20 protein-coding genes are annotated in these 24398 nt (G+C 70.9%); 10 read left to right on the top strand and 10 right to left on the bottom strand.

Annotation, left to right across the window (positions count from 1 at the left end):
- The 3 genes from gvpJ to ABD817_RS33815 all read right to left on the bottom strand — a co-directional run bounded on the left by gvpJ (position 1) and on the right by ABD817_RS33815 (position 2382).
- Entirely contained in the window at positions 1–450 is a 450-nt protein-coding gene (gvpJ, locus tag ABD817_RS33825) for a gas vesicle protein GvpJ (protein ID WP_344922389.1), read from the bottom strand.
- Positions 451–514: 64 nt separating this feature from the next.
- A complete protein-coding gene (locus tag ABD817_RS33820) occupies positions 515–1675 on the bottom strand; it encodes an SRPBCC family protein (protein ID WP_344922388.1) in 1161 nt (386 codons plus the stop codon).
- Between the two features lie 5 nt (positions 1676–1680).
- A complete protein-coding gene (locus ABD817_RS33815; protein ID WP_344922387.1) occupies positions 1681–2382 on the bottom strand; it encodes a hypothetical protein in 702 nt (233 codons plus the stop codon).
- A gap of 801 nt (positions 2383–3183) precedes the next feature.
- On the opposite strand from ABD817_RS33815, the gene ABD817_RS33810 reads away from it, so the two are divergent.
- Both ABD817_RS33810 and ABD817_RS33805 read left to right on the top strand, forming a co-directional pair.
- The gene (locus ABD817_RS33810) at positions 3184–3876 is read left to right on the top strand and encodes a hypothetical protein (RefSeq protein WP_344922386.1); all 693 of its coding nucleotides are present in this window, start codon (positions 3184–3186) and stop codon (positions 3874–3876) included.
- Positions 3877–3890: 14 nt separating this feature from the next.
- Positions 3891–6854 (top strand): AAA family ATPase, encoded by a 2964-nt coding sequence (locus ABD817_RS33805; protein WP_344922385.1) that lies wholly within the window; start codon positions 3891–3893, stop codon positions 6852–6854.
- Between the two features lie 166 nt (positions 6855–7020).
- On the opposite strand, the gene ABD817_RS33800 is transcribed toward ABD817_RS33805, so the two are convergent.
- Both ABD817_RS33800 and ABD817_RS33795 read right to left on the bottom strand, forming a co-directional pair.
- Positions 7021–7251 carry a DUF397 domain-containing protein gene (locus tag ABD817_RS33800; RefSeq protein ID WP_344922537.1) on the bottom strand — a complete coding sequence of 77 codons (231 nt, stop codon included), beginning with the start codon at positions 7249–7251 and terminating at the stop codon, positions 7021–7023.
- A gap of 33 nt (positions 7252–7284) precedes the next feature.
- Positions 7285–8109 (bottom strand): helix-turn-helix domain-containing protein, encoded by an 825-nt coding sequence (locus ABD817_RS33795; RefSeq protein WP_344922384.1) that lies wholly within the window; start codon positions 8107–8109, stop codon positions 7285–7287.
- 258 nt (positions 8110–8367) lie between these two features.
- Here ABD817_RS33795 and ABD817_RS33790 point away from each other — a divergent pair, with 258 nt between their 5' ends.
- Both ABD817_RS33790 and ABD817_RS33785 read left to right on the top strand, forming a co-directional pair.
- Positions 8368–8709 (top strand): ATP-binding protein, encoded by a 342-nt coding sequence (locus tag ABD817_RS33790; protein ID WP_344922383.1) that lies wholly within the window; start codon positions 8368–8370, stop codon positions 8707–8709.
- A 140-nt stretch (positions 8710–8849) separates the two neighbouring features.
- A complete protein-coding gene (locus ABD817_RS33785) occupies positions 8850–10679 on the top strand; it encodes a M14 family metallopeptidase (RefSeq protein WP_344922382.1) in 1830 nt (609 codons plus the stop codon).
- A gap of 170 nt (positions 10680–10849) precedes the next feature.
- On the opposite strand, the gene ABD817_RS33780 is transcribed toward ABD817_RS33785, so the two are convergent.
- On the bottom strand, positions 10850–11659 hold the full coding sequence (locus ABD817_RS33780; protein WP_344922381.1) for a class I SAM-dependent methyltransferase: 810 nt from the start codon (positions 11657–11659) through the stop codon (positions 10850–10852).
- Positions 11660–11819: 160 nt separating this feature from the next.
- Here ABD817_RS33780 and ABD817_RS33775 point away from each other — a divergent pair, with 160 nt between their 5' ends.
- Entirely contained in the window at positions 11820–12311 is a 492-nt protein-coding gene (locus tag ABD817_RS33775) for a hypothetical protein (protein ID WP_344922380.1), read from the top strand.
- Between the two features lie 91 nt (positions 12312–12402).
- Here the strand turns inward: ABD817_RS33775 and ABD817_RS33770 are convergent, their stop codons facing one another.
- Both ABD817_RS33770 and ABD817_RS33765 read right to left on the bottom strand, forming a co-directional pair.
- Positions 12403–13938, bottom strand: coding sequence for an aldehyde dehydrogenase family protein (locus tag ABD817_RS33770; RefSeq protein WP_344922379.1), 1536 nt, complete (start codon positions 13936–13938; stop codon positions 12403–12405).
- A gap of 189 nt (positions 13939–14127) precedes the next feature.
- Entirely contained in the window at positions 14128–14559 is a 432-nt protein-coding gene (locus ABD817_RS33765; RefSeq protein WP_344922378.1) for a cupin domain-containing protein, read from the bottom strand.
- 98 nt (positions 14560–14657) lie between these two features.
- Here ABD817_RS33765 and ABD817_RS33760 point away from each other — a divergent pair, with 98 nt between their 5' ends.
- The 5 genes from ABD817_RS33760 (at position 14658) to ABD817_RS33740 (ending at position 22753) form a co-directional block, all read left to right on the top strand.
- Positions 14658–16202, top strand: coding sequence for an SWIM zinc finger family protein (locus ABD817_RS33760; protein ID WP_344922377.1), 1545 nt, complete (start codon positions 14658–14660; stop codon positions 16200–16202).
- A complete protein-coding gene (locus ABD817_RS33755; protein WP_344922376.1) occupies positions 16199–17617 on the top strand; it encodes a DUF5691 domain-containing protein in 1419 nt (472 codons plus the stop codon). Before ABD817_RS33760 ends, ABD817_RS33755 begins: the two co-directional genes overlap by 4 nt.
- Positions 17617–18684, top strand: coding sequence for an ATP-binding protein (locus ABD817_RS33750; protein ID WP_344922375.1), 1068 nt, complete (start codon positions 17617–17619; stop codon positions 18682–18684). The genes ABD817_RS33755 and ABD817_RS33750 overlap by 1 nt, the downstream gene beginning before the upstream one ends.
- A 255-nt stretch (positions 18685–18939) precedes the next feature.
- Positions 18940–21606 carry a DUF5682 family protein gene (locus tag ABD817_RS33745; protein WP_344922374.1) on the top strand — a complete coding sequence of 889 codons (2667 nt, stop codon included), beginning with the start codon at positions 18940–18942 and terminating at the stop codon, positions 21604–21606.
- On the top strand, positions 21599–22753 hold the full coding sequence (locus ABD817_RS33740; protein ID WP_344922373.1) for a VWA domain-containing protein: 1155 nt from the start codon (positions 21599–21601) through the stop codon (positions 22751–22753). Before ABD817_RS33745 ends, ABD817_RS33740 begins: the two co-directional genes overlap by 8 nt.
- A gap of 95 nt (positions 22754–22848) precedes the next feature.
- On the opposite strand, the gene ABD817_RS33735 is transcribed toward ABD817_RS33740, so the two are convergent.
- Positions 22849–23712, bottom strand: a complete 864-nt coding sequence (locus tag ABD817_RS33735; protein ID WP_344922372.1) for a DUF4097 family beta strand repeat-containing protein — start codon at positions 23710–23712, stop codon at positions 22849–22851.
- An 83-nt stretch (positions 23713–23795) separates the two neighbouring features.
- Positions 23796–24395, bottom strand: coding sequence for a hypothetical protein (locus ABD817_RS33730; protein ID WP_344922371.1), 600 nt, complete (start codon positions 24393–24395; stop codon positions 23796–23798).
- Positions 24396–24398: the final 3 nt, after the last annotated feature.

Here is a 24398-nt window from a genome sequence, read left to right as displayed (position 1 = left end):
TCACTCCTCCCTGCGCCGTTTACGGCGGGGCGCCGGCTCGCGCTCCTCGTCGGCCTCCGCGAACTCGTCCTCCTCGTCCTCGTCGGACCGGCCGCTCGTCAGGCCGCGGATCTTCTCCTCCGCCGTGTCCAGCAGTCCCTGTGTCGCGCCCTTGACCTTTTTCCTGCTGCCGCTCTCCGTCATGCCCTCCACCAGCTCCGGCAGCCCCTTCTGCTTGCCGGTCTGGGTGAGGTCGAGGCGGTTGACGGCCTCGGCGAAGCGCAGATAGGTGTCGACGCTGGCCACCACGATGCGTGCGTCGATCGTGACCAGCTCGATCCCGACCAGGGAGACCCTGACGTAGGCGTCGATCACGAGCCCCTTGTCGAGGATCGTGTCGATGACGTCGGCCAGCCCCGATGAGGACCCGTGGCCGCTCACCCCGCCGCCCGAGGGCTGAACGATGGTCATGGCGTCTCCTCTCCGCTGTTCCCGTGACCTCTCCGGTCACGTACGACCGGCCACCCGCGGCCGGTCACGAACGACTGGCCGCCCTGCGGCGGGCGGGGCGCCTGGGCGTTTCCTCCGCGCTCTTGGGGGCGCTTGACCTGCGGCGACGCGGTGGGCGCCTGGGCGCTTCCTCCTCCTCGGGCTCCTCGTCCTCGTCGGCCGCGCGCTCCTCCTCAGGTTCCTCCTCGTCCTCCTCCTCGTCTTCCTCTTCTTCCTCGTCCTCGTCGGTCGCGCGCTCCTCCTCGGGTTCCTCCTCGTCTTCCTCTTCCTCTTCGAATTCGTCCTCTTCGGGCTCCTCGGGCTCCTCGGCCTCGCCGTTCTCGGAGTCCTCGGCCTTCTTCCTCTCCTCCTCCTCGCGCAGTGCCGTCTCCTGGTCCTTGACGACCTTGCTGTCACGGATCTCGCCGCGCCACCCTTCCAGGTCGTCGGGGTGCAGGAGCACCCGGCTCATGACGTGCCGCCGGAAGTGCTTGAGTTCGAGGCGCGCGCGCCTGCCCTGGGCGCGCCATATGTTGCCGGTGCGCTCGAAGAGGCCCTGCGGGTAGTACTCCAGGACGAGCAGGACCCGGGTGAGGTCGGGACCGACCTCGTGGAAGGTGACGGCGCCGTCGACGTGGCCCTTCGCCCCCTTCGACCGCCAGATGATTCGTTTGTCCGGCAGCTGTTCGAGGATCGTCGACTCCCAGATCCGGCGGGACCAGAAGACCTTCGCCGTCCAGTCCAGCTTCTCGTCGGACTTCTGGTCGACGTTCTCGATCTTCTTCATGAAGCTTGAGAAGTCGCCGAACTGGGTCCACTGGTCGTAGACGACACGCACGGGAGCGCCGACATCGATCGTCTCGATGATGTTGATCATCTTCAGCTTCCCGCTCTGGCCGCCCTTACCACCTCCCGTGAGCTTCTTGGCCAGGCCGCCGAACGCCATCTTGCCCAGCCCCTTCACCATGCCTCCGGCGATCGCCGCCCTGGGGTGCTTGGAGCCGGTCAGCGCGCTGATCAGGCTGGATCCGCCGCTTCCGGCGTAGTCGGTCAGCCGGCTGGTCACGCCTTCGACCTTTCCGCTCACCGAGGACAGGGCCCGCTCTCCGAGGGCTCCCACGAGATTGTGGAACTCCTGGCTGAGCCGGTTGGTCGGCTGCTCCTTGCCGCTCTCACGGTCGGGACGCTTCTTCGAGGTCTCGGCCATCAAGGTCACCCCCGTGCCCTGGCGGGCGCCGGCTTGGTGCGGGAGGAGGTCGATCCGCTCCGGGAGGAGGGCCTGCGCCTGGACTTGGCCCTCGGCTCCTCGTCCTCTTCCTCGTCCTCCTCGTCCTCCTCCTCATCGGAGTCCTTCGGCGCCCGCCGGGTGGGCTTGGCCGCCGGGCTACGACGCTTGGAGGCGGGACGCCTGCGGACGGGCGGGGCTTCCTCTTCCTCTTCTTCCTCGTCCTCCTGCTCCTCCTCGTCGGTCTCCGGTTCGTACTCTTCCTCCTCCTCGTCCCGCCGCCGGGCCTTCCTGCGGGACAGCAGGCCCTTCACGCGCCCTCGGCGGCGCTTGGGCTCCTCGTCCTCCTCGGATTCCTCTCCCAGGTCCTCCAGAGGGTTGCGCAGGGTCTCCGCCCGGTCGTGAAGCCTGGTGCTCAGTGAGTCGATCTGCCTGCTCACCGCGGCCTTGGCCGCGGCCTTGCTCGCGTCCACGAGATCGCCCCGGACGCTTTCGGTGATCTTCGCCAGCTCAGGGGAGGAGCTGAGTATCTTCAACCCCTGCTGGAGGAGGTCGCCCTGACCGGCGCTCAACCGGCCGGTCGCTCCGGCGGCGGCCAGCGCCATCGCCAGCCGCAGCTTCTGGCGTCGTCCCAGGAGGTAGCCGCCGGCTACGGCGAGGGCTATCCGTACCTCGTTGTTCACGATCATCACTCCTTGTCGGCCGCCTCGTCGTGCGCTCCACCTCCCTGAGGGGTTTTCGCCGGTACATCGCGAAGGTAGGCGGCATTGATGATGTTTAATGCCGTTTCTTTTGAAGGCATAAAAACACCACTTTTTATGAATTACATAACCCCATACCCCGAAAAAGCTGACTAAGGGTATGTATGGGTAAAAAAGTAACAAAAGGGGCATTGCTCTGGTTGGGTGTGTTCCGTGGGCTCTTTCGCGTCCTCCGGGGCTCTTTCGCGTCCTCCGCCGGAGTGGGCGCACCCGCGCGGGGCGGGTGGGCGGCGGAAATGACCGCCCGAACCCGACGGCCCGATCGCCGGGGCCCGCCATCCGCTCGCCGAGGGCCCGTCACCCGCTCACCGGGGGCTCGCCACCCGCTCGCCACAGGCCCATCAACCGCTCGCCGAGGGCCCGTCACCCGCTCGTCGAGGGCTCGCCACCCGCGAGGGGGCCGGTGATCACCGGCGGTCGCGGTCCCGATCGGTGACGGCGGATCACGATTGACCGGCGAGACTTCGCCGCCGAACCCGGCCGGTCGGTTCGGGGATCGTCCGGCCCGGAGAAAAAGGCGGAGAAGGCCCGTCCGTCCCCCTGTTCCACAGCGGAGGTTGAGGGTTCAATGATGTCGGGAATCCAACAGCGGCATTGTGTAACAAGTGAAGCCGGGTTCCCGGAAAGATTTGGTCAAGATTTTCGAGATGGGCACGCCAGGACAGGAGAGAGTCGCGTGAAAAACGGGCACAACCACCTCGTTAACCCGTAAAGCGGAGGTAAGCCCTGGTGAAAAGATCAAGGGCCGGGTTCGCCGTGGTAACCGTGGCGGTCGTCTCCGCCACGGTCGGCGGGCTCACGGGATGCGCACGTGCCGAGTTCACCTACGTCCGCCACGACGACGGGCAGACGTACTTCAAGGTTCCGGCGACCTGGCGGAAGGTCGACCAGGCGGCGCTGGACAAGGCGACCATCGGGGCCGATCCCGAATCGGCGACCGCGCGGCTGCGCAAGCAGCTCATCTGGTCGGCCGCCTACGACGCCCACGCCGAGCCGTCCGCCGACCACCTACTCGGTTACGGCACCGGAGACGAGCCGTTCGTCTTCGCCCGGATCGCCAAGCTCCTCCCCGAGGAGCAGGACTCGTTGTCCCTGAACACCATGCGCAACTCCGTCCTGCCCGTCACCGAGACGGTGCGCAAGGAGTACGCGGAGATCCCCGGTTACCCGTTGCGGGACTTCGAACTGCTCGCCGACGAGGTGCTCCAGCCCGGAGACGGCCTGCGCGGGGTGCACGTGCGGTTCAACTACGCGATCCAGGGGGCCGGGACCGAGACCTTCGACCTCACCTCCTACCTGGCCGAGGACGGCAAGCAGGTCTCCACCCTGCTGATCCGCTGCTCTGCCGCCTGTTACCGGAAGCGCGCCGGGGAGTTCGAGAAGATCGCGCAGTCTTTCAAGGTCAAGCGACTCACCGGGTGAGGAGAAGCCCGTCCATGAAGTCACCTCCACCGCCCCCCAACTTCGAAGGACTCCGGGCTCCCGGCTCCGGGCCGACGGATCCGCATCCCGACAGGCGTAAGAAGATGCCGTTCTGGGACCGGATCAAATTCCTCCTCATCCTGACGATCATCTACTTCATCCTGGTGTGGAGTGAGATGGCCTCCTACGAGGGCATCATCACGTTCCAGGATGCGATGATCATCACCGCGATCGCGGCGCCGTGGATCTTCTGGCTCCTCGGGGCCGAGCTCCTGCGGCAGCTCCACTTCTTCGTCAGCGAGCGTTCCGCCGGATACAACCGGTTCTGGACGCGCGGCGTCTTCGGCGGCTTCGAGCGCTGGACCCATCGCCGCTTCTCCGACTGGAACCGCTTCCGGATGGCGCGCGCCATCAAGTGGGTGTTCTGGATCGCGGTGCTCGCCCTCATCCTCGGCGAGGTGCTGGACACCTCCCCGGCGCTCGCGCTGTTCCAGGCGCCCGCGCTGCTCTGGCAGGCCCTGCCGTACATGGCGCAGCTCGCCTTCGCGTTCTTCTTCATCGCCTTCCAGTTCATCGGCCTGTTCTGGCTGCTGTCGCGCGGCGGCGTGGAGACGTACTTCCCCGACGACATCAAGACCCGCTTCACCGACGTCTGGGGCCAGGACCACGTCGTCGAACGGGTCAAGGAGAACATCGTCTTCCTGGAGAGGCCGGACGCCATCGAGGAGCGCGGCGGCTACGTGCCCAGCGGCCTGCTGCTGTGGGGCCCGCCGGGCACCGGCAAGACCCTGATGGCCGAGGCCGTGGCCGGGGAGACCGGCAAGCCGTACGTGTTCGTCGACCCCGGCGCGTTCGTCAACATGTTCATGGGCATCGGCATCCTGAAGGTGAAGTCGCTGTTCAGGAAGCTGCGCAAGCTCTCGCTGCGCTACGGCGGCGTGATCGTCTTCTTCGACGAGGCCGACTCCCTCGGCAAGCGCGGCTCGCTGGCGCAGCAGGGGCCCAGGGGCGGTCCCGGGTTCTCCCCGCACACCGCCGGATGCCACGGCTTCGGCTACCTCAGCGAGGACACCCGGTGGCTGCTGACCCGCCAGGGCGCGGCCGAGCCGAAGGAGCCCGACCCCGGCCGCAGCCGCTTCATGATGGGCGGCATGGGCGGGGGCGGCGGCGACCCGGGCACGCTGCAGGCGCTGCTCACCGAGCTGTCCGGCCTGAAGAAGCCGAGGGGCATCGTCAACCGGCACGTGCGAAGGCTCTTCGGCATGCGGCCCAAGCCGCCGCCGAAGTATCGGATCCTGGTCATGATGGCCACCAACATGCCCAACTCGCTGGACGAGGCGCTGCTGCGGCCGGGCCGCATCGACCGCATCTACAAGGTGGGCTACCCGTCGAAGGCGGGCCGGGTCCGCACCTACCGAGGTTACTTCGACAAGGTCGACCACGAGCTGACCGACGCGCAGCTGGACAAGCTGGCGACGATCACGCCCTACGCCACCGGCGCCACGATCAAGGACCTGGTGAACGAGTCGCTGATCACCGCGATCCGCGACGGCAGGGAGGTCATCACCTGGTCGGACGTGACGCGCGCCAAGCGGCTCAAACAGCTCGGGCCGCCCGAGGACGTGGAGTACATCGAGCGCGAGCGGCACGCGGTGGCCGTGCACGAGGCCTGCCACGCCGTGGCGGCGTACCGCACCCGCTACCACCTCGAGATCGACATCGCCACGATCGAGAAGGGGGCCGACTACCTCGGCATGGTCGCGAGCATCAAGCCCGAGGACCAGTTCACCCGCTGGAAGTCCGAGCACGAGGCCGACATCATGGTCTCGCTCGCCTCCCTGGCGGGGGAGCGGATGTTCTTCGGCGAGGACAACTCCTCCGGTGTCTCCGGCGACCTGTTCTCCGCGACGTACCTCACCGCGCTGATGGAGGCGCACTGGGGCATGGGCCGAGGGGTGACCTCGGTGCCCGCGCTGCAGGAGCTGGAGATCATGGGCGGCAAGTCGATGCCCAAGCCCGGCGGCGGGGGCATCGGCTTCACCAAGGCGCCGGGCGGCGGCCAGCCGCTCGCCCCCGACGTGCTGGGCGAGCGCATCGAGTTCAACCTGGTGGGCCTGCTCGACCGGACCGAGGAGCTGCTGCGCGAGCACCGGCGGGACGTCCTGTGCCTGGCGCACGCGCTGGAGGCGCACAAGACGCTCAACGGTGACGACGTGGTCGCGATCCTGGAACGCCGGAGGGGGCCGTTGATCGACGGCTCCGTCTACGCCTCGGACGACTTCTACGCCGAGATCGAGGAGTATCACCTGGAGGCGGCGCGGGCGCACCGCGAGCACAGCCACGTGGCGCGCACCCTGCCCGTCCCACCGGCCCTGCCCCGCCTCGAACCGGCCGCCGCGGTCATCCACGGCGCGGTGCTCACGGGCAACGGCCACGGTTCCACCGTGACCAGCACGATGTCCGGCACGGTGTCCAGCACGGTGCCGGGTACGGTGCCGGCCGCGCTGCCCCCGGCGGTCGTGGCCGAACCCGACTTCGTGCCCTGGGGCGACGACGCCACCCCGGCGCGCCGCCCGTCACTGTCACCGTCGCCGCCCGTACCGCTCCCGCCACCCGCTCCCGCGCCGCGTGGCGGGAAGGCGCGGACGGTGTACGTGATCGTGGCCAGCCTGGTCGCGCTGGCGGCCTTCACGGCGCTGGGCACCTACGTGCTGAACGGCGGGACGGCCGCGATGGGCGGGACGGGCTCGCCGGACTCCGGCACGCTCGCGATGGTGTTCGTCGCCGTACTGGCGGCGATCGTGGGGGCGGCCATCGTGGCCGCGGTCACCAGGGGGTCGCAGGCGGCCAGGGCCAGGGCCGAGGCCCAGCGGGACAGCGCCGTGGAACGGGCCCAGCTGCTCGCCGCGGCGATGGACCCCGAGGTCGCCATGCGGATCCTCGGCTACAACGGCACCGACGAGCGGCCCCCGCGCTGAGGGCTCCCGGCAGGTCCCGGGATCTCCGGCGAGCGAGGCGAGCGAAGGGTCACGAGAGAAGAAGAGGAGCGACGGCTGACGAGCACAGCCCGCCGGGCCGAGGCCGACGGCGGGCTGTGGTCGGAGGTTCCGGGGGAACCGTGAGGCTGGTTCCCCCGGAGGTCCGTCAGTCGAACTCGCCGTCCTTCACGCCGCCGACGAAGGCGTCCCACTCGCTCCGGGTGAACGCCAGCGCCGGGCCGCCCGGATCCTTGGAGTCGCGGACGAGATACAGCTGGTCGGCGTCCGCCTTGTGCTGGGCGACCGCAGGGTCACCGGGGACAACCGCCACCTCCACGCAGTTGCCTCCGTTGGTGCTGCGGCCGCTCTTACGCCACTCGGCGCCGGACAGATCCATCGTGGACCCTCGCACTTTTTCTTCCTTCTACTGCTAGGGGGAGGAAAACCTTCTCGCCATCTGGGCGATGAAGGCTGCCGACGCCTCCTGACTGAGAGCCATGGCGCAGAGACTCTCGAACATGGAGGCGTATCGGCTGACTTGCTCGGGGTCGTCCGGCACGATCCCGCTCGCGGCCTGCTCCAGGTAGAGCAGGTCGGGATCCTCCGGTTCGGGGAAGCTGAGCAGGCAGAACTGGCCGTCCATCGCGGGGTGGGCCCCCGCGGAGAACGGGACGACCCGTATCTCCACGTTGGGCAGCCCGCTGAGACGGACGAGATGCTCCAGCTGCTCCGACATGATGTCGCGTCCGCCGATCCGGCGCCGGATCACCGCTTCGTCCAGCACGGCGACGAGATGGATCGGGTCACCGGGCCCATGCAGCAACCGCTGACGCGAGATGCGCACGGAGACCGTCTCCTCGACCTTGGAGGGGGTTTGGACGACTGAGGTCGCCTCGATCACCGCACGTGCGTACGGTTCGGTCTGCATCAGGCCGGGGACGACGAGCGGCTCGTACGAGCGCACGAGCGACGCCTCCGCCTCAAGCCCGATGTAGGAGTCGAAGCCAGGTTTCAGGGCTCGACGGTGGGGGTGCCACCAGCCCCGCCTTCTGGCCTCGACGGCCATCTGGATCAGGGAGTCTCTGGCCTCCCCGGTCACGCCGTACACATCGGTGAGGGCCGACACGTCCGAGGGGCGAGGCCGGGATATCCCCGTCTCGTACCTCCAGACGGTGGTGTCGGTGGAACCGATCCGCTCGGCCACCTCCACCCGCGTCAGCCCGCTGTCCTTTCGCAGACGGCTCAGCTCAGCCATCAGACGGCGATGACGGGCCGTGGGGCTGTGTCGAGAGGCCACGCATCCACCTCCCTCCGTCCTTTGATAGCAAATCTGTGGAATCTCAACATGAGGTATTGCAGTCCTTGATAGAACAGTTCACCGTGAGTGAGTGTGCCATCTCAGAGGGCGATGTGCATGGGATATGCGTGTCGGGGAGTGAGGTCGACCATGACGATCGGACGGCGGACCGTCTCACCTCGATCGACGGTGACTCTCAAAGGGGTCCCGGAGTCGGTGTCGGTGGCACGGAGCCGGGTCAGGGAGCTGCTCGGTGAGGGGCACCCCGCGTCCGACGACGTCGTCCTCCTGGTGAGCGAGGTGGTGACGAACTCGGTGGTCCACTCCGGTTCCGGAGGGGGCGGAGAGGTCGCGATGACCGTGGCGGTGGGATCGGCCGCGGTGCTGGTCGAGGTCTGCGACGCCGGGTCCGGGGCGTCGGCGCCGCACGTGCGCAACGACCCGGAGGCGGAGGGCGGCCGGGGCATGTTCCTGGTGGACCTGCTCGCCGACAGCTGGGGCATCCAGGACGACGTCCCCGAGGGGTCCAGGACGCTCTGGTTCGAGGTGGTCTTCTGAATCCGGCCCGGTTTCATCCGGTTGCGCGGATGAGTTCCCGGTGTTCCAAAAATTTGGGCCTTTGCTAATCAACGCCACTGTTTGACTCTCGGTGGAGGCACGCGACAAAACCCTAGAGTGCGTGCCTGAGGAGGACGCAGGTGAGACGCCGTCTGATCGTGGTGTTCGCCGCCCTGGCGCTGTTGTGTCTCGGTGTGACCGGGGCCGGAGCCTCGGCCGAGCCGCAACCGAACAGCCAGTACAAGGTCCAGGGGCCGAGCACCGCCCAGCAGCGAAGTGCGGTGGCCGCCACCGGCGCCGCGATCGACCAGGTCGACCCCGACTCGGTCGTGATCACCGCCAGCGAGGCGGAGGTCGCCGAGATCAAGAAACTCGGCTACACCGTCACGAGGATCCCCAGGTCGTTATCCCCGACCGGGCCGGAACGACGCGCCGACTTCCCGTCCGCGGACTCCGGCTACCACAACTACGCCGAGATGACCGCCGCGGTGAACCAGATCGTCGCCGACCATCCGACGATCGCCCGCAAGATCAGCTACGGCACCTCGTACGAGGGACGCGACCTGATCGCCGTCAAGATCAGTGACAACGTCGCCACGGACGAGAACGAACCCGAGGTGCTGTTCACCCACCACCAGCACGCCCGCGAGCACCTGACCGTCGAGATGGCGATCTACCTGCTCAACCTGTTCACCGACGGGTACGCCACCGACAGCCGCATCGCCAACCTGGTCAACGGCCGCGAGATCTGGATCATGCCGGACCTCAACCCCGACGGCGGCGAGTACGACATCGCCACGGGCTCCTACCGCTCCTGGCGCAAGAACCGCCAGCCCAACCCCGGTTCCTCGTCCGTGGGCACCGACATGAACCGCAACTGGGGCTACAACTGGGGCTGCTGCGGCGGCTCCTCCGGCTCCGCCTCCAGCGACACCTACCGGGGTTCGGCGGCCGAGTCGACCCCCGAGGTCAGGGCGGTCGCCAACTGGGTGCGCAGCCGGGTCGTCGGCGGCGTGCAGCAGATCAAGTCGCACATCGACTGGCACACCTACAGCGAGCTGATCCTGTGGCCGTACGGCTACACCTACAACGACACCGGCCCCGGCCTGACCCAGGACGACCGTGACGCCCACGCGGCCCTGGGGCAGAACATGGCCTCCACCAACGGCTACACCCCCCAGCAGGCCAGCGACCTCTACATCACCGACGGCACGATCGACGACTGGCTGTGGGGCGTCTACAAGATCTTCAGCTACACCTTCGAGATGTACCCGGCCAGTTCCTCGCCGGGCTTCTACCCTCCCGACGAGCAGATCGTCCCGCAGACGACCCGTAACAAGGAGGCCACGCTGCGCTTCCTGGAATACTCCGACTGCGTCTACCGGATCATCGGCAAGGAGTCGCAGTACTGCGGCACCGGCACCCCGCCGGTGACCGTCTACTCCGACGAGTTCGAGACGGCGACCGGCTGGACGGTCAACCCCTCGGGGACCGACACCGCGACCTCCGGCCTGTGGGAGCGCGGTGACCCCGAGGCCACCACCTCCAGCGGCGCCAAGCAGCTCGGCACCACCGTGAGCGGCACCAACGACCTGGTCACCGGCAGGCTCGCGGGCGCGGCGGCGGGCGATTACGACCTCGACGGAGGCATCACCAGCATCCGGTCACCGGCCATCACCCTGCCGTCCACCGGGACGCTGAACCTGTCGCTGTCGTGGTATCTCGCGCACGGTTCCAACTCCTCCAACGCCGACTTCCTGCGGGTGAAGGTCGTCGGCTCCACCACCACCCAGGTGTTCCAGCAACTCGGCGCGGCCTCCAACCGCAACGGCGCCTGGGCCGTGGCCACGGCCAACCTCTCCGCCTTCGCGGGGCAGACGGTCCGCATCCTGATCGAGGCCGGTGACGCCTCCGGCGCCTCCCTGGTCGAGGCCGGGGTCGACAACGTCAAGATCACCCGGCAACCCTGACCCTTCCTCGGGGCGCCCCCACCGGGGGCGCCCCGAGCCTTCGCCGCTTCCCCTGTTTCCCCTGTCGGGTCGTCCGGGGACACTTCGGGGCGCTCGGGAAGCTTGGGTCACGGACGAACATGGATGAGCCCGTACGAGCTCGGAAGCCGGAGGCTGCGACCCCCCGCGGCTCAGGCGCGGCAGACCAGCTCGCCGTGGAGCAGTGACAGCCAGCCGTCCGGCTGCCCGGCCCAGGTCCGCCAGCCCGCCGAGACGCGGCGCAGGTCCTCCTCGGTGGCGGCCCCCGAGGCGAGCGCCTGGCGGGCCATGTCGGACTCCAGGATCCGCTCGGCCCACATGCCGCCCCACCACGCGCGGTCGTCGGGGGTGGCGAAGCACCAGGTCGAGGAGGTGGCCGAGACGTCGGTGAACCCCGCCGCGCGCGCCCACGACAGCAGCCGCCGCCCCGCGTCGGGCTCGCCGCCGTTGGCTCTCGCCACCCTCCGGTAGAGGTCCAGCCACTCGTCCAGCTCGGGAGTCTCGGGGAACCAGGTGAACGCGGCGTAGTCGCTGTCGCGTACCGCGACGATCCCGCCCGGCACGCAGACCCGCCGCATCTCGCGCAGCGCCTGGACCGGGTCGCCGACGTGCTGCAGCACCTGGTGGGCGTGGACGACGTCGAAGGTGTCGTCGGGGAACTTCAGCGCGTGCGCGTCCGCCACGGCGAACGCGATGTCGGAGCGCCCGCGCCGCGCCGCCTCCGCGCGGGCCAGTCCGAGCGCCTCCTCGGTGATCTCGACCGCGGTGACCGCGCCGGGCGCGATTCGCTCCGCCAGGTCGGCGGTGATGGTGCCCGGCCCGCAGCCCACGTCCAGCAGCGTCATGCCCGGCCTCAGGTGCGGCAGGAGGTGGGCCGCCGAGTTCTCCGCCGTACGCCACCGGTGGGACCTGAGCACGGACTCGTGGTGCCCGTGCGTGTAGACGGCGTCCTTGCCTGTCATGGAAGTCCTCCCCTTCTCGTCGCACTGGTTGGACCGTAGCAGGAGTCTCATATTTCAAGAAAAACGGTCTCAGCATGTGGTCGTAACGGTTTTCGCACTATTCCATTACTTGTTGTGATGAGAGGTCGGGTTCACACTCAGGTCGGATATTCGTTGACACATGGGGGTGGTCCTCGTGCACGAGGAGTTCAGTGCTCACGAGACCTGGCCGCTGGGGTGCGCGCACTGCGGGCACCTGTGGCAGGAGGAATACCTCGTCCGCCACCTGACCGACGGGCACGGACACGATGTCGTGCTCTGGCTGCGGTCCGGTGTCATGGTCCAGCCGCCCTGGTTGGGGGCGAACTGCCCCGCCTGCGGACGCGACGGCGTCCGCGCCTTCCCCCCGGGCACGCGTCCCCGCGTCATCGCCGTGCCGCCTCCGGTGGCGTTCCCCGCGGTGTCCCCGGTGACGCCCTCCGGCCCCGACCTCGGCCCTGACCTCGGCCTCGGCCTCACGCCCGTTCCCGCGACAGAGCCGGGGCTCTCGGCGGCCGAGCCCCGCCCGCGCCGCCGCGTGTCGCAACCCGTCCTGCTGTACGCCCTCCTCGCGGTCGCGTTCGTGCTCTTCATGAGCTTCGAGGTCTTCGAGTACGTGGTGACGCGCCACTGAGGATGTCAGGTCCTGGTGGGAGGCGCGTCCGGGATCGCGTTCTCACGTGTGGCGGCGCTCATGCCGCCACACGTCGAAGGCGCCCGGGGTGTCAGAGGCGGAAGTCCAGGTCGGGGACGATCTCGGCGACATCCATCTGGGCCTTCTGGAGCCTGCCCGAGTGGTCCCAGTTCATCGCCTGCCAGCGGGTGAACTGGTCGAGGACCCACACCCCCGACTGGCGGCTGCCGTTGCCCGACTTGCCGTTGCCGCCGAAGGGCAGGTGGGCCTCCGCGCCGGAGGTGGAGTTGTTGACGCTGACCATGCCCGCGCCGATGCCCTCGCGGAAGCGGAAGGCCGACGCCGGGTCGGTGGTGTAGATGGAGGAGGAGAGCCCGTAGCCGGGCAGGTTCGCCAGGTCGACGGCCTCGTCCAGCGTGCCGAAGGGCGTCACGCCGACGATGGGGCCGAAGGTCTCCTCCAGGAAGAGCCGGTCGCCGGGGCGGACGCCGTCCACGACCACCGGGTGGTAGTAGAGGCCGCCCTCCCCGGTGAAGCCGCCGCGCGGATTGTCCGGGGTGATGCGGCCGGTGGGACCGGAGACGACCGTGTGGTGCGGCTGGATCCAGCCCAGGTACTCCTCGTAGCGTGCGGCGAACTTCCGGTCGAGCAGCGGCCCGCACAGCACGTCCCCGGCGGGGTCGCCGATCGTCGCCCCGGCCACGGCGCGCGCGTACCGGCTGAGGAACTCGTCGTGGACGCTCTCGTGCACGATCACCGTGCCGAGTGAGGTGCACCGCTGCCCGGCGGTGCCGAAGCCCGCGAACAGCGCGCCCTCCACGGCGAGGTCCAGGTCGGCGTCGGGCATGACCACCATCGGGTTCTTGCCGCCCAGCTCCAGGCAGGGGGACTGCAGGTGGCGCCCGCACAGCTCGCCGACGCGGCGGCCCACCTCGGTGGAGCCGGTGAACCCGACCTTGTGCACCGTGCCCTCCGCCAGCGCCGCCTCCAGCCCCTCGAACGTCGCGGCGCCGTCGGCGAGCACCAGGTTCAGCACGCCGTCGGGCAGCCCGGCCGCGGTGAACAGCCGGTAGAGCGCGTGCGCGGAGGCCGCCGCGTACTCGGCGGGCTTCCACACCACCGCGTTGCCGCACAGCAGCGCCGGGACGAGGTACCACGACGGCACCGCGACCGGGAAGTTGCCCGCGGTGATCACCGCGGCCACCCCCACGGGGACCCGGAAGGTGAACAGGTTCTTGTCCGGCATCTCCGAGGGGACCGTCTGCCCGTACAGCCGCCTGCCCTCGCCGAGGAAGAAGTCGCACGTGTCGACGATCTCGCGTACCTCGCCCAGCGCCTCGGCGTACGGCTTGCCGATCTCGCGGGTGACCAGGCGGGCCAGCTCCTCGGCGTTCGCCTCCACCAGGCGCCCGATCGAGGCGATCACCCGCCCCCGGACGGGCGCGGGAACTCGCGCCCACTCCCGCTGCGCGGCGGCGGCCGAGCGGCACGCGGAGGAGAACGTGCTCGCGTCCGCCAGCCGGACCCGTGCGACCACCTCTTCCACGCGAGCCGGGTTGACCGACTCGTAGGCCGCGCCGTTGGACGTTTCTTTTCCGCCGATGACGGAGACGATCTCGCTGGTCATCTTCGACCTCCCGGTGTGAACCTGTGACCGCATTCTCCCCGCACCGGGGGAGGCCGTCACATCGGCCGGGAGGCCGTTCGCGTCATCTCCTCACGGCGGGCCGTTCGTCCCACCGTCCGTCGCGCTGTCCGTGTTGTCTTTCACGTCGTACGGCGGGCCGTGAGGAAGTCGGCGACGTCGAACACGCCGTCAGATCATGCGGAAGTCGGCGAAGTCGAAACCGGGGGACACGACGCAGCTCACCAGCACGCCCTCGTCACCGGCGGGACGGGCGGCCTGCCAGGTGCCGCCGGGCACCACGACCTGGAGGACCTGCCCCTCCTCCACCAGGGGCCCCAGGGTCACGGTGGAGGAGGGCTGCCCCTCGTGACCGCCGAGAACCATCGTCAGCGGGCCGCCCCGGTGCCAGAACCACACCTCGTCGGAGGTGACCACGTGCGGGCGCGACTCCTCGCCCGGCTCCAGCAGGAAGTAGATCCCGGTGGCGGTGGCCCGCGTGCCGGAATACCCGGGCGGGGTGAGGTCGACGGAAGTCTTCCAGGTCTCGCGGAACCAACCCCCCTCGGGATGCGGCAGCAGGTCAAGGGCCTCGGCGAGCGGAGGACGTGAAGGGGTCGTCATCGCACCGATTCTAGGGAACCCGGTTCCGGTGAACGCACCGTGGGACGGCCGTTGAGGACGCGTCCGGATTTGTCGGCGGGGTTCGTTAGGTTCGGTCCGTGATCGAACGGTGGAACCAGGATCAGGTGCTGGCGCTCGCGCCCGACGCCTCGTCCCAGAAGGCGGCCCGGGGGATCTCCTCCCCCGGCAAGTGGTCGGGGATCGGGGTCACCGCCGACGCGGTGTGGGGCGAGTGCGCGGGCAGTGGCTCCAAGCCCTACCGGGCGTGCGTCGACCTGTCCGACCCCGCTTACCGGTGCAGCTGCCCCAGCAGGAAGTTCCCGTGTAAACACGCCCTCGGCCTGCTGCTGCTGTGGTCGGCCGACGGCGTTCCCGCCGCCGAGGAGCCCGCCGACTGGGTGGCCGAGTGGCTCGACGGGCGGCGCGGGCGCGCGGCCAGGGCGGCGAGCTCATCGGCGGCGGGGGCCGCCGAGCCGGGTCCCGCGGACGGCCGCCGGGCCGCGTTGCGCGAGCGGCGGGTGACCGCGGGGCTGTCGGACCTGGAGCGCTGGCTCGCCGACCAGATCAGGCAGGGCATCGCCGGGTCGCGGCGCCACGACCAGTGGGACGACCTGGTCAAACGCCTGGTCGACGCCCAGGCGCCCGCCGTCGCGGGCTCGCTGTCCCGCCTCGGTGCCGTGCTCGACGGTGACGACTGGCCCGCGCGCCTCCTGAGCGAGTACGCGCTGCTGCACCTGCTCTGCGTGGCCCACCGCGAACTTTCCGTCCCGGTCGGCGACGGGCCCGATCCCGGGTCCGCCGGTGGCGAGGACGCGCCGGACGGTCAGGGGACACACCGGGAGAAGGTCCCCGCCGGGCTCCTCGAAAGGGTGCGCGACCGGGTCGGCTTCCCGATGACACGGGAGGAGGTGCTCACCCGCGGTGCTGTCCGAGGTGCCGTCCGCGACCTGTGGGACGTGCTGGGACGGCGCGACGAGGAGCACGACCGGCTGATCGCGCGCCGCGTCTGGCTTCGCGGGCGCGCGACGGGCCGGGCGGCGCTGGTGCTCTCGTTCGCCCCGGTCGGGCAGGCCCTCGACGCCTCGCTCGTCACCGGCACGACCATCGACGCCGACCTGGCGTTCTATCCCGGTTCGTCCCCGCTGCGCGCGGTGGTCGCCGCCCGTCACGATCCCGCCCGTCACGATCCCGCTCGTCATGACCGCGTTCGCGACGACCCCGCGCGCGCCGACCGCGTTCGGGACGAAGGGCGGGCCGAGGCCCGGGACGAACACGTTCCCGATGACCCCGCTCATCGTGACCCAGCTCATCGTGACGCCGACCGTCGCCGGGGCGCCCCGGCCGGTCCGCCGCCCGGCTCGACCGTCGAGCAGGCCCTCGACGAGGTGGCCGAAGCCCTGGCGGGTGACCCCTGGCTCGACTCCTGGCCGCTCGTGCTGGAGGGGGTGACTCCCTCGGGGAGCGGTTCGCGGCTCCTGGCCGGGCCCTCCGGCGGGCTGCCGCTCCACCCGTCCGCGGGCACTCCGTGGCGGCTGGTCGCCACCTCGGGAGGCCACCCGCTCACCGTCGCCGCCGAATGGACCCCGAGGGGTCTGCGCCCCCTCACGACCTGGGACGAGGAAGGCCAGGTGATCGTCCTGTGAGCACCTCCGCCGAATGGGAGGACCTGGTGTCCACCGCGCTCGTCGGGACCGACCGGCGCCCCCTGCCGGGGCCGGGCGCGAGCGAGGTCGAGTTGCTCGGGCGCGCCGCCGTGCACACGCTGCGGATGCGCGCGGGGCGGCGGCCGGTCGCCCCGGGGGAGCCGACGGCCGTCGCGGCGCCCGAGGAGCAGCCCGCGGTCTCGCGTGCCGCGGGTGAACGGCTCGCCCGCATCCTCGGCGGTGAGCAGCCGAGACTGCTCACCGAGTGGCTGGAGACCGCCGCCGCGCGGGGATACCGCCTCTCGCCGCACCTGCTGCCCGAGCTTCTCGACCACGCGGCCAAGGACCGGTCGATCCGCCCGCACCTCGGCGTTCTCGCCGGAAACCGGGGCCGCTGGCTGGCCGGGCTGAATCCGGCGTGGGGTTTCCTGCTGGAGGAGGTCACCGGGGTCGCCGACGAGATCTCCGACGTCCCCGAGGTCTCCGAGGTCTGGGAGTTCGGCACCTCCGGCGATCGGCGCGTCCACCTGGGCGCGCTGCGGGCGGCCGACCCGGCGAGGGCGAGGGAGCTGCTCACCGCCACCTGGGAGAAGGAGACGCCCGACGACAGGGCGGCGTTCCTGGAGGTCCTCGGCACCGGGCTCTCGCCCGACGACGAGCCGTTCCTGGAGGCCGCGCTCGACGACCGCCGCCGCGAGGTCAGAAACCAGGCCGCCGACCTGCTCACCCGGCTTCCGGGATCGCGGCTCGCCCTGCGCATGGCCGAGCGGGCCGCCCGGTACGTCAACGTCCTGAACGGCGACATCCACGTCACCCTGCCCACGGCGTGCGACAGCGCCATGGAGCGCGACGGCATCCGGGCCAAGGCGCCCCGGGGGACCGGCGAGCGGAGCTGGTGGCTGCAGCAGGCCGTGGCCCGCACCCCGCTCGACGTCTGGCCCCGGTTGCTCGGACGGCCCCCTCGGGAGCTCATCCGGATGAAGATCGCCGACTGGGGTCGCGAGATCAGGGCCGGATGGGTCAGGGCCGCCGTCCTCCAGGAGGATCCGGAGTGGGCGCTGGAACTCTTCGCCTGGGATCCGATCGCCGACCTGCTGGCGGCGCTGCCCCGCGACAAACAGGAGACCGTCGCCGCCGACTTCGTCCGGCGGCACGGCCTGGACGGCCAGTTGATCATGGTTCTCGGCGGGGCCGCGGCCCCCTGGGGGCCCACCCTGGCCACGGCCGTCCTCCAGAAGATCATCGACGTTTCCGGCACCCAGCCGTGGAACCTCGGCGAGCTGACCAAACTCGCCGGTGAGCGCATCGACCCCGCCCTGCACGGCGTGGCCGGGCGGCTCTCACCGGAGCCGCCCATCCAGGAGGTCGCCGCCCTCCTGCGTTTCCGTGACGACATGTTGAGGGAGCTTCAGTAGTGACAACGGTTCTGCGGGCCCACGCCGAAGACCAGTACGCCGAGGAGCTGGCGATCCTGGCCAAGGGCGACGACCGCACCCGCCCGCCGGGCTGGAAACTGTCGCCCTGGGCGGTGACCACTTACATCCTCGGCGACGGTGACCAGATCACCCCGAAGTACATCGGGCCGCGACGCATCGTCGAGGTGGCCGTGGCGACGCTCGCCACCGACCGCGCGCTGCTGCTGCTCGGCGTGCCCGGCACCGCCAAGACCTGGCTGTCGGAGCACCTGGCCGCCGCGATCAGCGGTGACTCCACCCTCCTGGTGCAGGGGACGGCCGGCACCGCGGAGGAGGCCATCCGCTACGGCTGGAACTACGCCAGGCTGCTCGCCGAGGGCCCGTCCATGGAGGCGCTCACACCGAGCCCGGTGATGCGGGCGATGGCCGAGGGACGGCTCGCCCGCGTGGAGGAGCTGACCCGTATGCCCTCCGACGTCCAGGACGCGCTGATCACCGTGCTGTCGGAGAAGACGCTGCCGATCCCCGAGCTCAACCGGGAGGTCCAGGCGGCGCGTGGCTTCAACGTCATCGCCACCGCCAACGACCGGGACCGCGGCGTCAACGACCTGTCGAGCGCGCTGCGCCGCCGGTTCAACACCGTCGTACTGCCGGTCCCCGCCACCGCGGAGGAGGAGGTGGACATCGTCTCCCGGCGGGTCGGCCAGCTTGGCCGCTCCCTGGAGCTGCCCGAGACCCTCACCGGCCTGGAGGAGATCCGCCGCGTCGTCACGGTCTTCAGGGAGCTGCGCACCGGCGTCACCGAGGACGGCCGCACCAAGGTCAAGTCCCCCAGCGGGACGCTCAGCACCGCCGAGGCCATCTCCGTCCTCACCAACGGCATCGCCCTGGCCGCGCACTTCGGCGACGGGGTGCTCCGCCCCTCCGACGTGGCCGCCGGCATCGTCGGCGCGGTGGTCCAGGACCCGGTCTCCGACCGCGTCGTCTGGCGCGAATACCTGGAGACCGTGGTGCGCGAGCGCCAGGACTGGCGCGACTTCTACCGGGCCTGCCGTGACGCGGGCTGACGCGACGCCCTCCGGGAGGGATGTGCCCCCGGTCTCCACGTCGCCGGTCTCCGCGTTCTCACTCCCCGCGTCGCCGGTCTCGGTGCTCCCGGTCCCCGTGCTCCCGGTTTCCGTGTTCCCGGTCCCTGCGTCGTTCCCGGTCCCTGCGTCGCCGGTTTCCGTGTTCTCGGATTCCGTGCCGTCGGTTCACGTGCTCCCGGTTTCCACGTCGTCGGTGTCCTCGGTCGCGGTTTCCCGGCCTGGCGGGGGGTGCCGATGAGTGTCTCCGTGCTGGGGATCCGGCACCACGGCCCGGGGTCGGCGCGGTCCCTGCGTGACGAGCTCGAACGCCTCAAACCAGACGTCGTGCTCATCGAGGGCCCGCCCGAGGCGGACGAGCTGGTCAGGCTGGCCCACGACCCCGATCTCCAGCCGCCGGTGGCGTTGCTCGCCCACGTGCCGGGCGAACCGTCCACGGCCGCGTTCTGGCCGTTCGCGGAGTTCTCCCCCGAGTGGCAGGCGATCCGCCACGCCGTCACGGCAGGCGTCCCGGTCCGCTTCTGCGACCTGCCCGCCGTACACAGCCTCGCCTCGCGTGCCGGTGCGACCGGTGACGCCGGACCGGGGGAGACCGGCGACGCCGGACCGGCGGAACCCCCTGAAGGGGAGGGCACCGGGGCACGGGGACCGGACGCGAAGGTCCCCGGCTCCCGGGGCGAGGCGGCCCACGAGGGGGAGACGGGTGGCGAGGGCGAGACGGACGGTGAGGGAAAGACGGACGGTCGGGGCGATGCGGACGGTGAGGCGGACGTCGCCCTGGAGACCGTACGGATCGATCCGATCGGGGCCCTCGCCCGCGCCGCCGGATACGACGACCCGGAACGGTGGTGGGAGGACGCGGTCGAGCACCGTGGCGACACCCCGTTCCACATGATCGCCGAGGCCATGGAAGCCGTCCGCGAGGGGCACGTCGCCGACGAGTACGAGGCACGGCGTGAGGCTTTCATGCGGCGCACGATCCGCAGGGCGGTCAGGGACGGGTTCGAGCGGATCGCCGTGGTCTGCGGGGCCTGGCACGTCCCCGCGCTGACGGGCACGTCGCGCGAGGGCGCGCCCTGGGGAGCCGGGCTGCCCACCGCGAAGGCCGACGACGCGCTGCTCAGGGGACTGCCCAAGGTCAGGGCCGAGATGACCTGGGTGCCGTGGACGTACGGGCGGCTGGCCGCCTGGAGCGGGTACGGCGCGGGAGTGACCTCCCCCGGCTGGTACCACCACCTGTTCGCCTCCCCCGACCGCCCCGTCGAGCGGTGGCTGACCGGGGCGGCCGGGGTGCTCCGCGAGGAGGACCTGCCGGTCTCCTCCGCGCACGTCATCGAGGCGGTACGGCTCGCGGAGAGCCTGGCCGTGCTCAGGGGACGGCCGCTGGCCGGGCTGGCGGAGGTCACCGAGGCGGTCAGGGCGGTGCTGTGTGAGGGCGACGACCTGCCGGTCGAGCTGATCCAGCGGCGCATGGTCGTGGGGGAGCGGCTCGGCCAGGTGCCCGACATCACCCCGATGGTCCCTCTCCAGCGCCACCTGCGCGAAGAGCAGCGGCGGGTGAAGCTCAAGCCCGAGGCGCTCGACCGGGAGTACGACCTCGACCTGCGCAAACCTCTCGACCTGGAGCGCAGCAGGCTGCTGCACCGGCTGCGCCTGCTCGGCGTCGGCTGGGGCACCCTCAAGGAGAGCCGAAGCAAGGGAACCTTCCGCGAGTCGTGGTCGCTCGCCTGGCGGCCCGAGTTCGACATCGACCTGATCGAGGCGGGCGTCTGGGGCACGACCGTCCCCGTGGCGGCCGCCGCCCGGGTCCGCGACCTCGCCGACGGAGGAGGGACGCCCGGCCCGGCCACCCGGGGCGGAGCGTCCGGCGGCACCTCCGGTCCGGGTGGTGGCGCTCCGGGGATGACCGGTCCGGGTGGCGTCGGTCCGGGGGCGTCCGGGCCGGGCGGATCCGGAGGGCCCGGCGGCATATCCGGCGGCGCGTCCGGCGGGGTCACGCTGGCCGGGCTCACCGGCCTGGTGGAGCGCTGCCTGCTCGCCGACCTGCCGGAGGCGCTGCCGTACGTGCTCGACGCCCTGTCGGCGCGGGCCGCGCTCGACAACGACGTCACGCATCTGATGGCCGCGCTCCCGGCGATGGTCCGCGCCCAGCGTTACGGCGACGTGCGCGGCACCCCCGCCACCGGGCTGGCCACCATCGTCGAGGCGATGCTCACCAGGATCTGCGTCGGCCTCGGCGGGGCCGTCGCCGGTCTCGACGACGACGCCGCCCGCGACCTGATCCGCCACGTCGACGCCGTCCACACCGCCGTCGCCCTCCTCGACACCGGCCCCGCCCACCCCGGAGGCTCGACCGGCTCGCGAGTTCCCGGAGGCTCGACCGGCTCCGGGGAGGAGGCGCCGAGGGAGCGGTGGCTGGTGGCGCTGCGCGGGGCCTCCGGCCGCGCCGACCTGCACGGGCTCATCGAGGGACGGCTCACCAGGATCCTGCTGGACGCCGCCGACCTCGACACGGCCGAGGTCGAGCGGCGGATGTCGCGGGCGATGTCGGCGGGGCACCCACCGGCGAGGGCGGCCGCGTGGATCGAGGGGTTCCTGTCGGGAGGCGGGCTGCTGCTCGTGCACGACCCCCGGCTGCTCGGGCTGGTCGACGGGTGGCTCACCGGGCTCGCCCCGGAGACCTTCGTCGACGTGCTGCCCCTGCTGCGCAGGACGTTCGGCGCCTTCGCCGCCCCGGAGCGGCGTTCGATCGGCTCGCGCGTCCGCTCCCTGGGCGCGGGCGGCGACGACCTGGCGCCGGACGCGGAGACCTTCGACGAGGAGCGCGCGGCGGCGGCCGTGCGGACCGTGCTGACGATTCTGGAACCGGCGATCTCGGGAAGGACGGGCAGCGCCGATGGATGAGAGACTCCGCCGCTGGCGGATGGTCCTGGGCGGCGACGCGGACGGCACCGGGTGCTCGCTCGCCGGGACCGACGCCCAGATGGACGGCGCGCTGGCCGCGCTGTACAACGGCGGCGACGGTGGTTCCGCCGAGAGGAGCGGGGGCCTGGGCGCCTCCGCGCCCAGGGTGGCGCGCTGGCTGGGCGACATCCGCTCCTACTTCCCCTCGACCGTCGTCCAGGTCATGCAGAAGGACGCCGTCGAGCGGCTGAACCTGACCCGGCTGCTGATGGAGCCGGAGATGCTGGACGCGGTCGAGCCGGACGTCCACATGGTCGGCACGCTCCTGTCGCTCAACCGGGTGATGCCCGAGAAGGCGCGCGAGTCGGCCAGGGCGCTGGTCCGCAAGGTCGTCTCCGAGCTGGAGCGGAAACTCGTACAGAAGACGAAGGCCGCCGTGACCGGCGCCCTGGACCGCTCGGCCAGGACCCACCGGCCCAAACGGGTCGCCGACATCGACTGGAACCGGACGATCCGGGTCAACCTGAAGAACTACCTGCCCGACCGCAACACGGTGATCCCGTCGAGGCTGGTCGGGTACGGCAGGCGGCAGCGGGCGGTCCAGCGCGAGGTCGTGCTCTGCATCGACCAGAGCGGGTCGATGGCCGCCTCCGTCGTCTACTCGAGCGTCTTCGGCGCGGTGCTCGCCTCGATGCGCTCGCTGAGGACCTCGCTGGTCGTCTTCGACACGGCGGTCGTCGACCTCACCGACCAGCTCCACGACCCGGTGGAGCTGCTGTTCGGCACCCAGCTCGGCGGCGGCACCGACATCAACCGGGCCATCGCCTACAGCCAGGGGCTCATCACCCGGCCCAACGACTCGATCCTCATCCTGATCAGCGACCTCTACGAGGGCGGCGTACGGGAGGAGATGCTCCGCAGGGTCGCCCAGATGACCGCGGCCGGTGTCCAGGTGATCGTGTTGCTCGCGCTCTCGGACGAGGGCGCGCCCTTCTACGACCACGACAACGCCGCGGCGCTCGCGGCCATGGGGGTGCCCGCCTTCGCGTGCACCCCCGACGCCTTCCCCGACCTGATGGCCGCGGCGATCGAGCGCCGCGACATCGGCCGGTGGGCCGAGCGACGGCTGGAGCGCACCGCCACCTGATCCCGTCCCGGCGAGGGCGGCAGGGCCACGGGGGCCCGCCCCTGCCGGGACGTCAGGGATCACATCCGGCGGCTTCAGGAGACCTTTTCGAGGAGTCAGCCGGGGGAGGAGAAGGGCAGGGAGCGACGGATCACGATGTCGCCGTACTCGGTGTGGGCGCGCACCTTGGCGGTCTCGTCGGACGGCCCGGGGTCGTCGCAGGACTCCAAGGAGTTGCTGACGGTGCCGTACCGAGTCTGCACGTCCAGCCAGGCGGCGGTGCCCTCGCGGATGCCGACCTCCAGCTCGCCGCTCGCGGTCTCCAGCGCGACCGAGCCGCGCACGACCTCGCCGATCCGGACGCTGCCGTGCGCGCTCTTGGCACCGATGGACGCCAGGGCGCGATCGACGGTGATGTCGCCGTACGCCGTGTTCAGCCGCAGGTCACCGGTCACCTCGCCGAGGGCGATGTCGCCGTTGGTGGTCTTGATCACCGCCGTCCCGTAGATCTCGCCGATCCGGATCCCGCCGTCCGCGCTGGTGACGTCGGTGTGCCCGACCGACCGGGCCACCGTGATGTCGCCCGAGGCGGTGTTCAGCCGCAGCTTGTCGGTCTGGTCGAGCCAGATGTCGCCGGAGGCGGTGGTGAATGTGGACTCGCCGAGGCGGCCCTCGCAGCGGAGGTCGGCCGACGTGTTCGCGTCGACGCGGGAGTCCGTCGGCAGGTCGATCGTCACCTCCACCGACCCGTCCCTCTCCAGCCACGAACGGTTCTTGTCGCCGGGGGTCTTCACCAGCAGCCTGCCTCCGGAGTATTCGACCCGGATCTGCTCGGCGGCCCGCGTGTCGGCGTCGTTGAGCTCGTCACTCGGGCGTATCTCGACGACGGTGTCGGTACGGTCGCTCGCGGTGATCCGGACGTTGCCGGTCGCGAGGGAGATGGTGGCGGAAATCGGTTCGGGGGTGTCGAACGTTGGCATGGCGGTGCCCTCCTGACAGGGGTGGCGGGCGTCCCGGCTGCGGGCGCGGGACGGGTGACCGGTGGTGGTGTGGCCGGGTGTCGCTAACGCACCCAGCCGGTGTAACGCCGCCCGGGTTCCGGCTCGGTACGCCGGTCGGAGCGGTGGTCGGGGCGGCGGCTCGCGCCGCCGGGTTCGAGTGCGGCGGAGACGGCGCGGACGAGCCAGGCGTTGACCGAGAGCCCCTCCCGCCCGGCCGCCTCCTCGATCCGAGGCTTGAGGTGCTCGGGGACGCGGAGCGAGATCCGCGACGTACCGCCCTCGTCGGCCTCCGGCGGTGCCGGGGGCACAGGAGGCGCAGGGGGCACCGGGGGAGGCGGCGGGGTGGGTGGTGCCGGAGGTCCCCCGGCGGGCGCGGTCTCGTGGTGGTGCCCGGCACCGTTCGAGAGCGTCCGTCCGGCCATGGGCGGCGTCACGACGAAGGCGGGATCGCGTCCGCGCAGGCGTACGTCGACCGAGCCCGGCGCGAGGTCGCGGGTGATCTCGGCGGCGGCGTCGGAGAGTGCCCCCAGCAGGACGAGCCGGGTGGCCGATTCGAGGGGGGTGACGAGGCGCTCGGCGAGTGCGCGGGCGTCCTCGCCCCCGGTCGCGGCGGCGACCGCCAGCTCGCGGCGGAGAAGATCGACGTACGGTGCCAGGTCCATGAC

Source organism: Streptosporangium oxazolinicum (assembly GCF_039537505.1).
Lineage (GTDB): Bacteria > Actinomycetota > Actinomycetes > Streptosporangiales > Streptosporangiaceae > Streptosporangium > Streptosporangium oxazolinicum.
The sequence above is the reverse complement of the archived record's forward strand: the minus strand, read 5'-3'. Positions and strand labels throughout refer to the sequence as shown.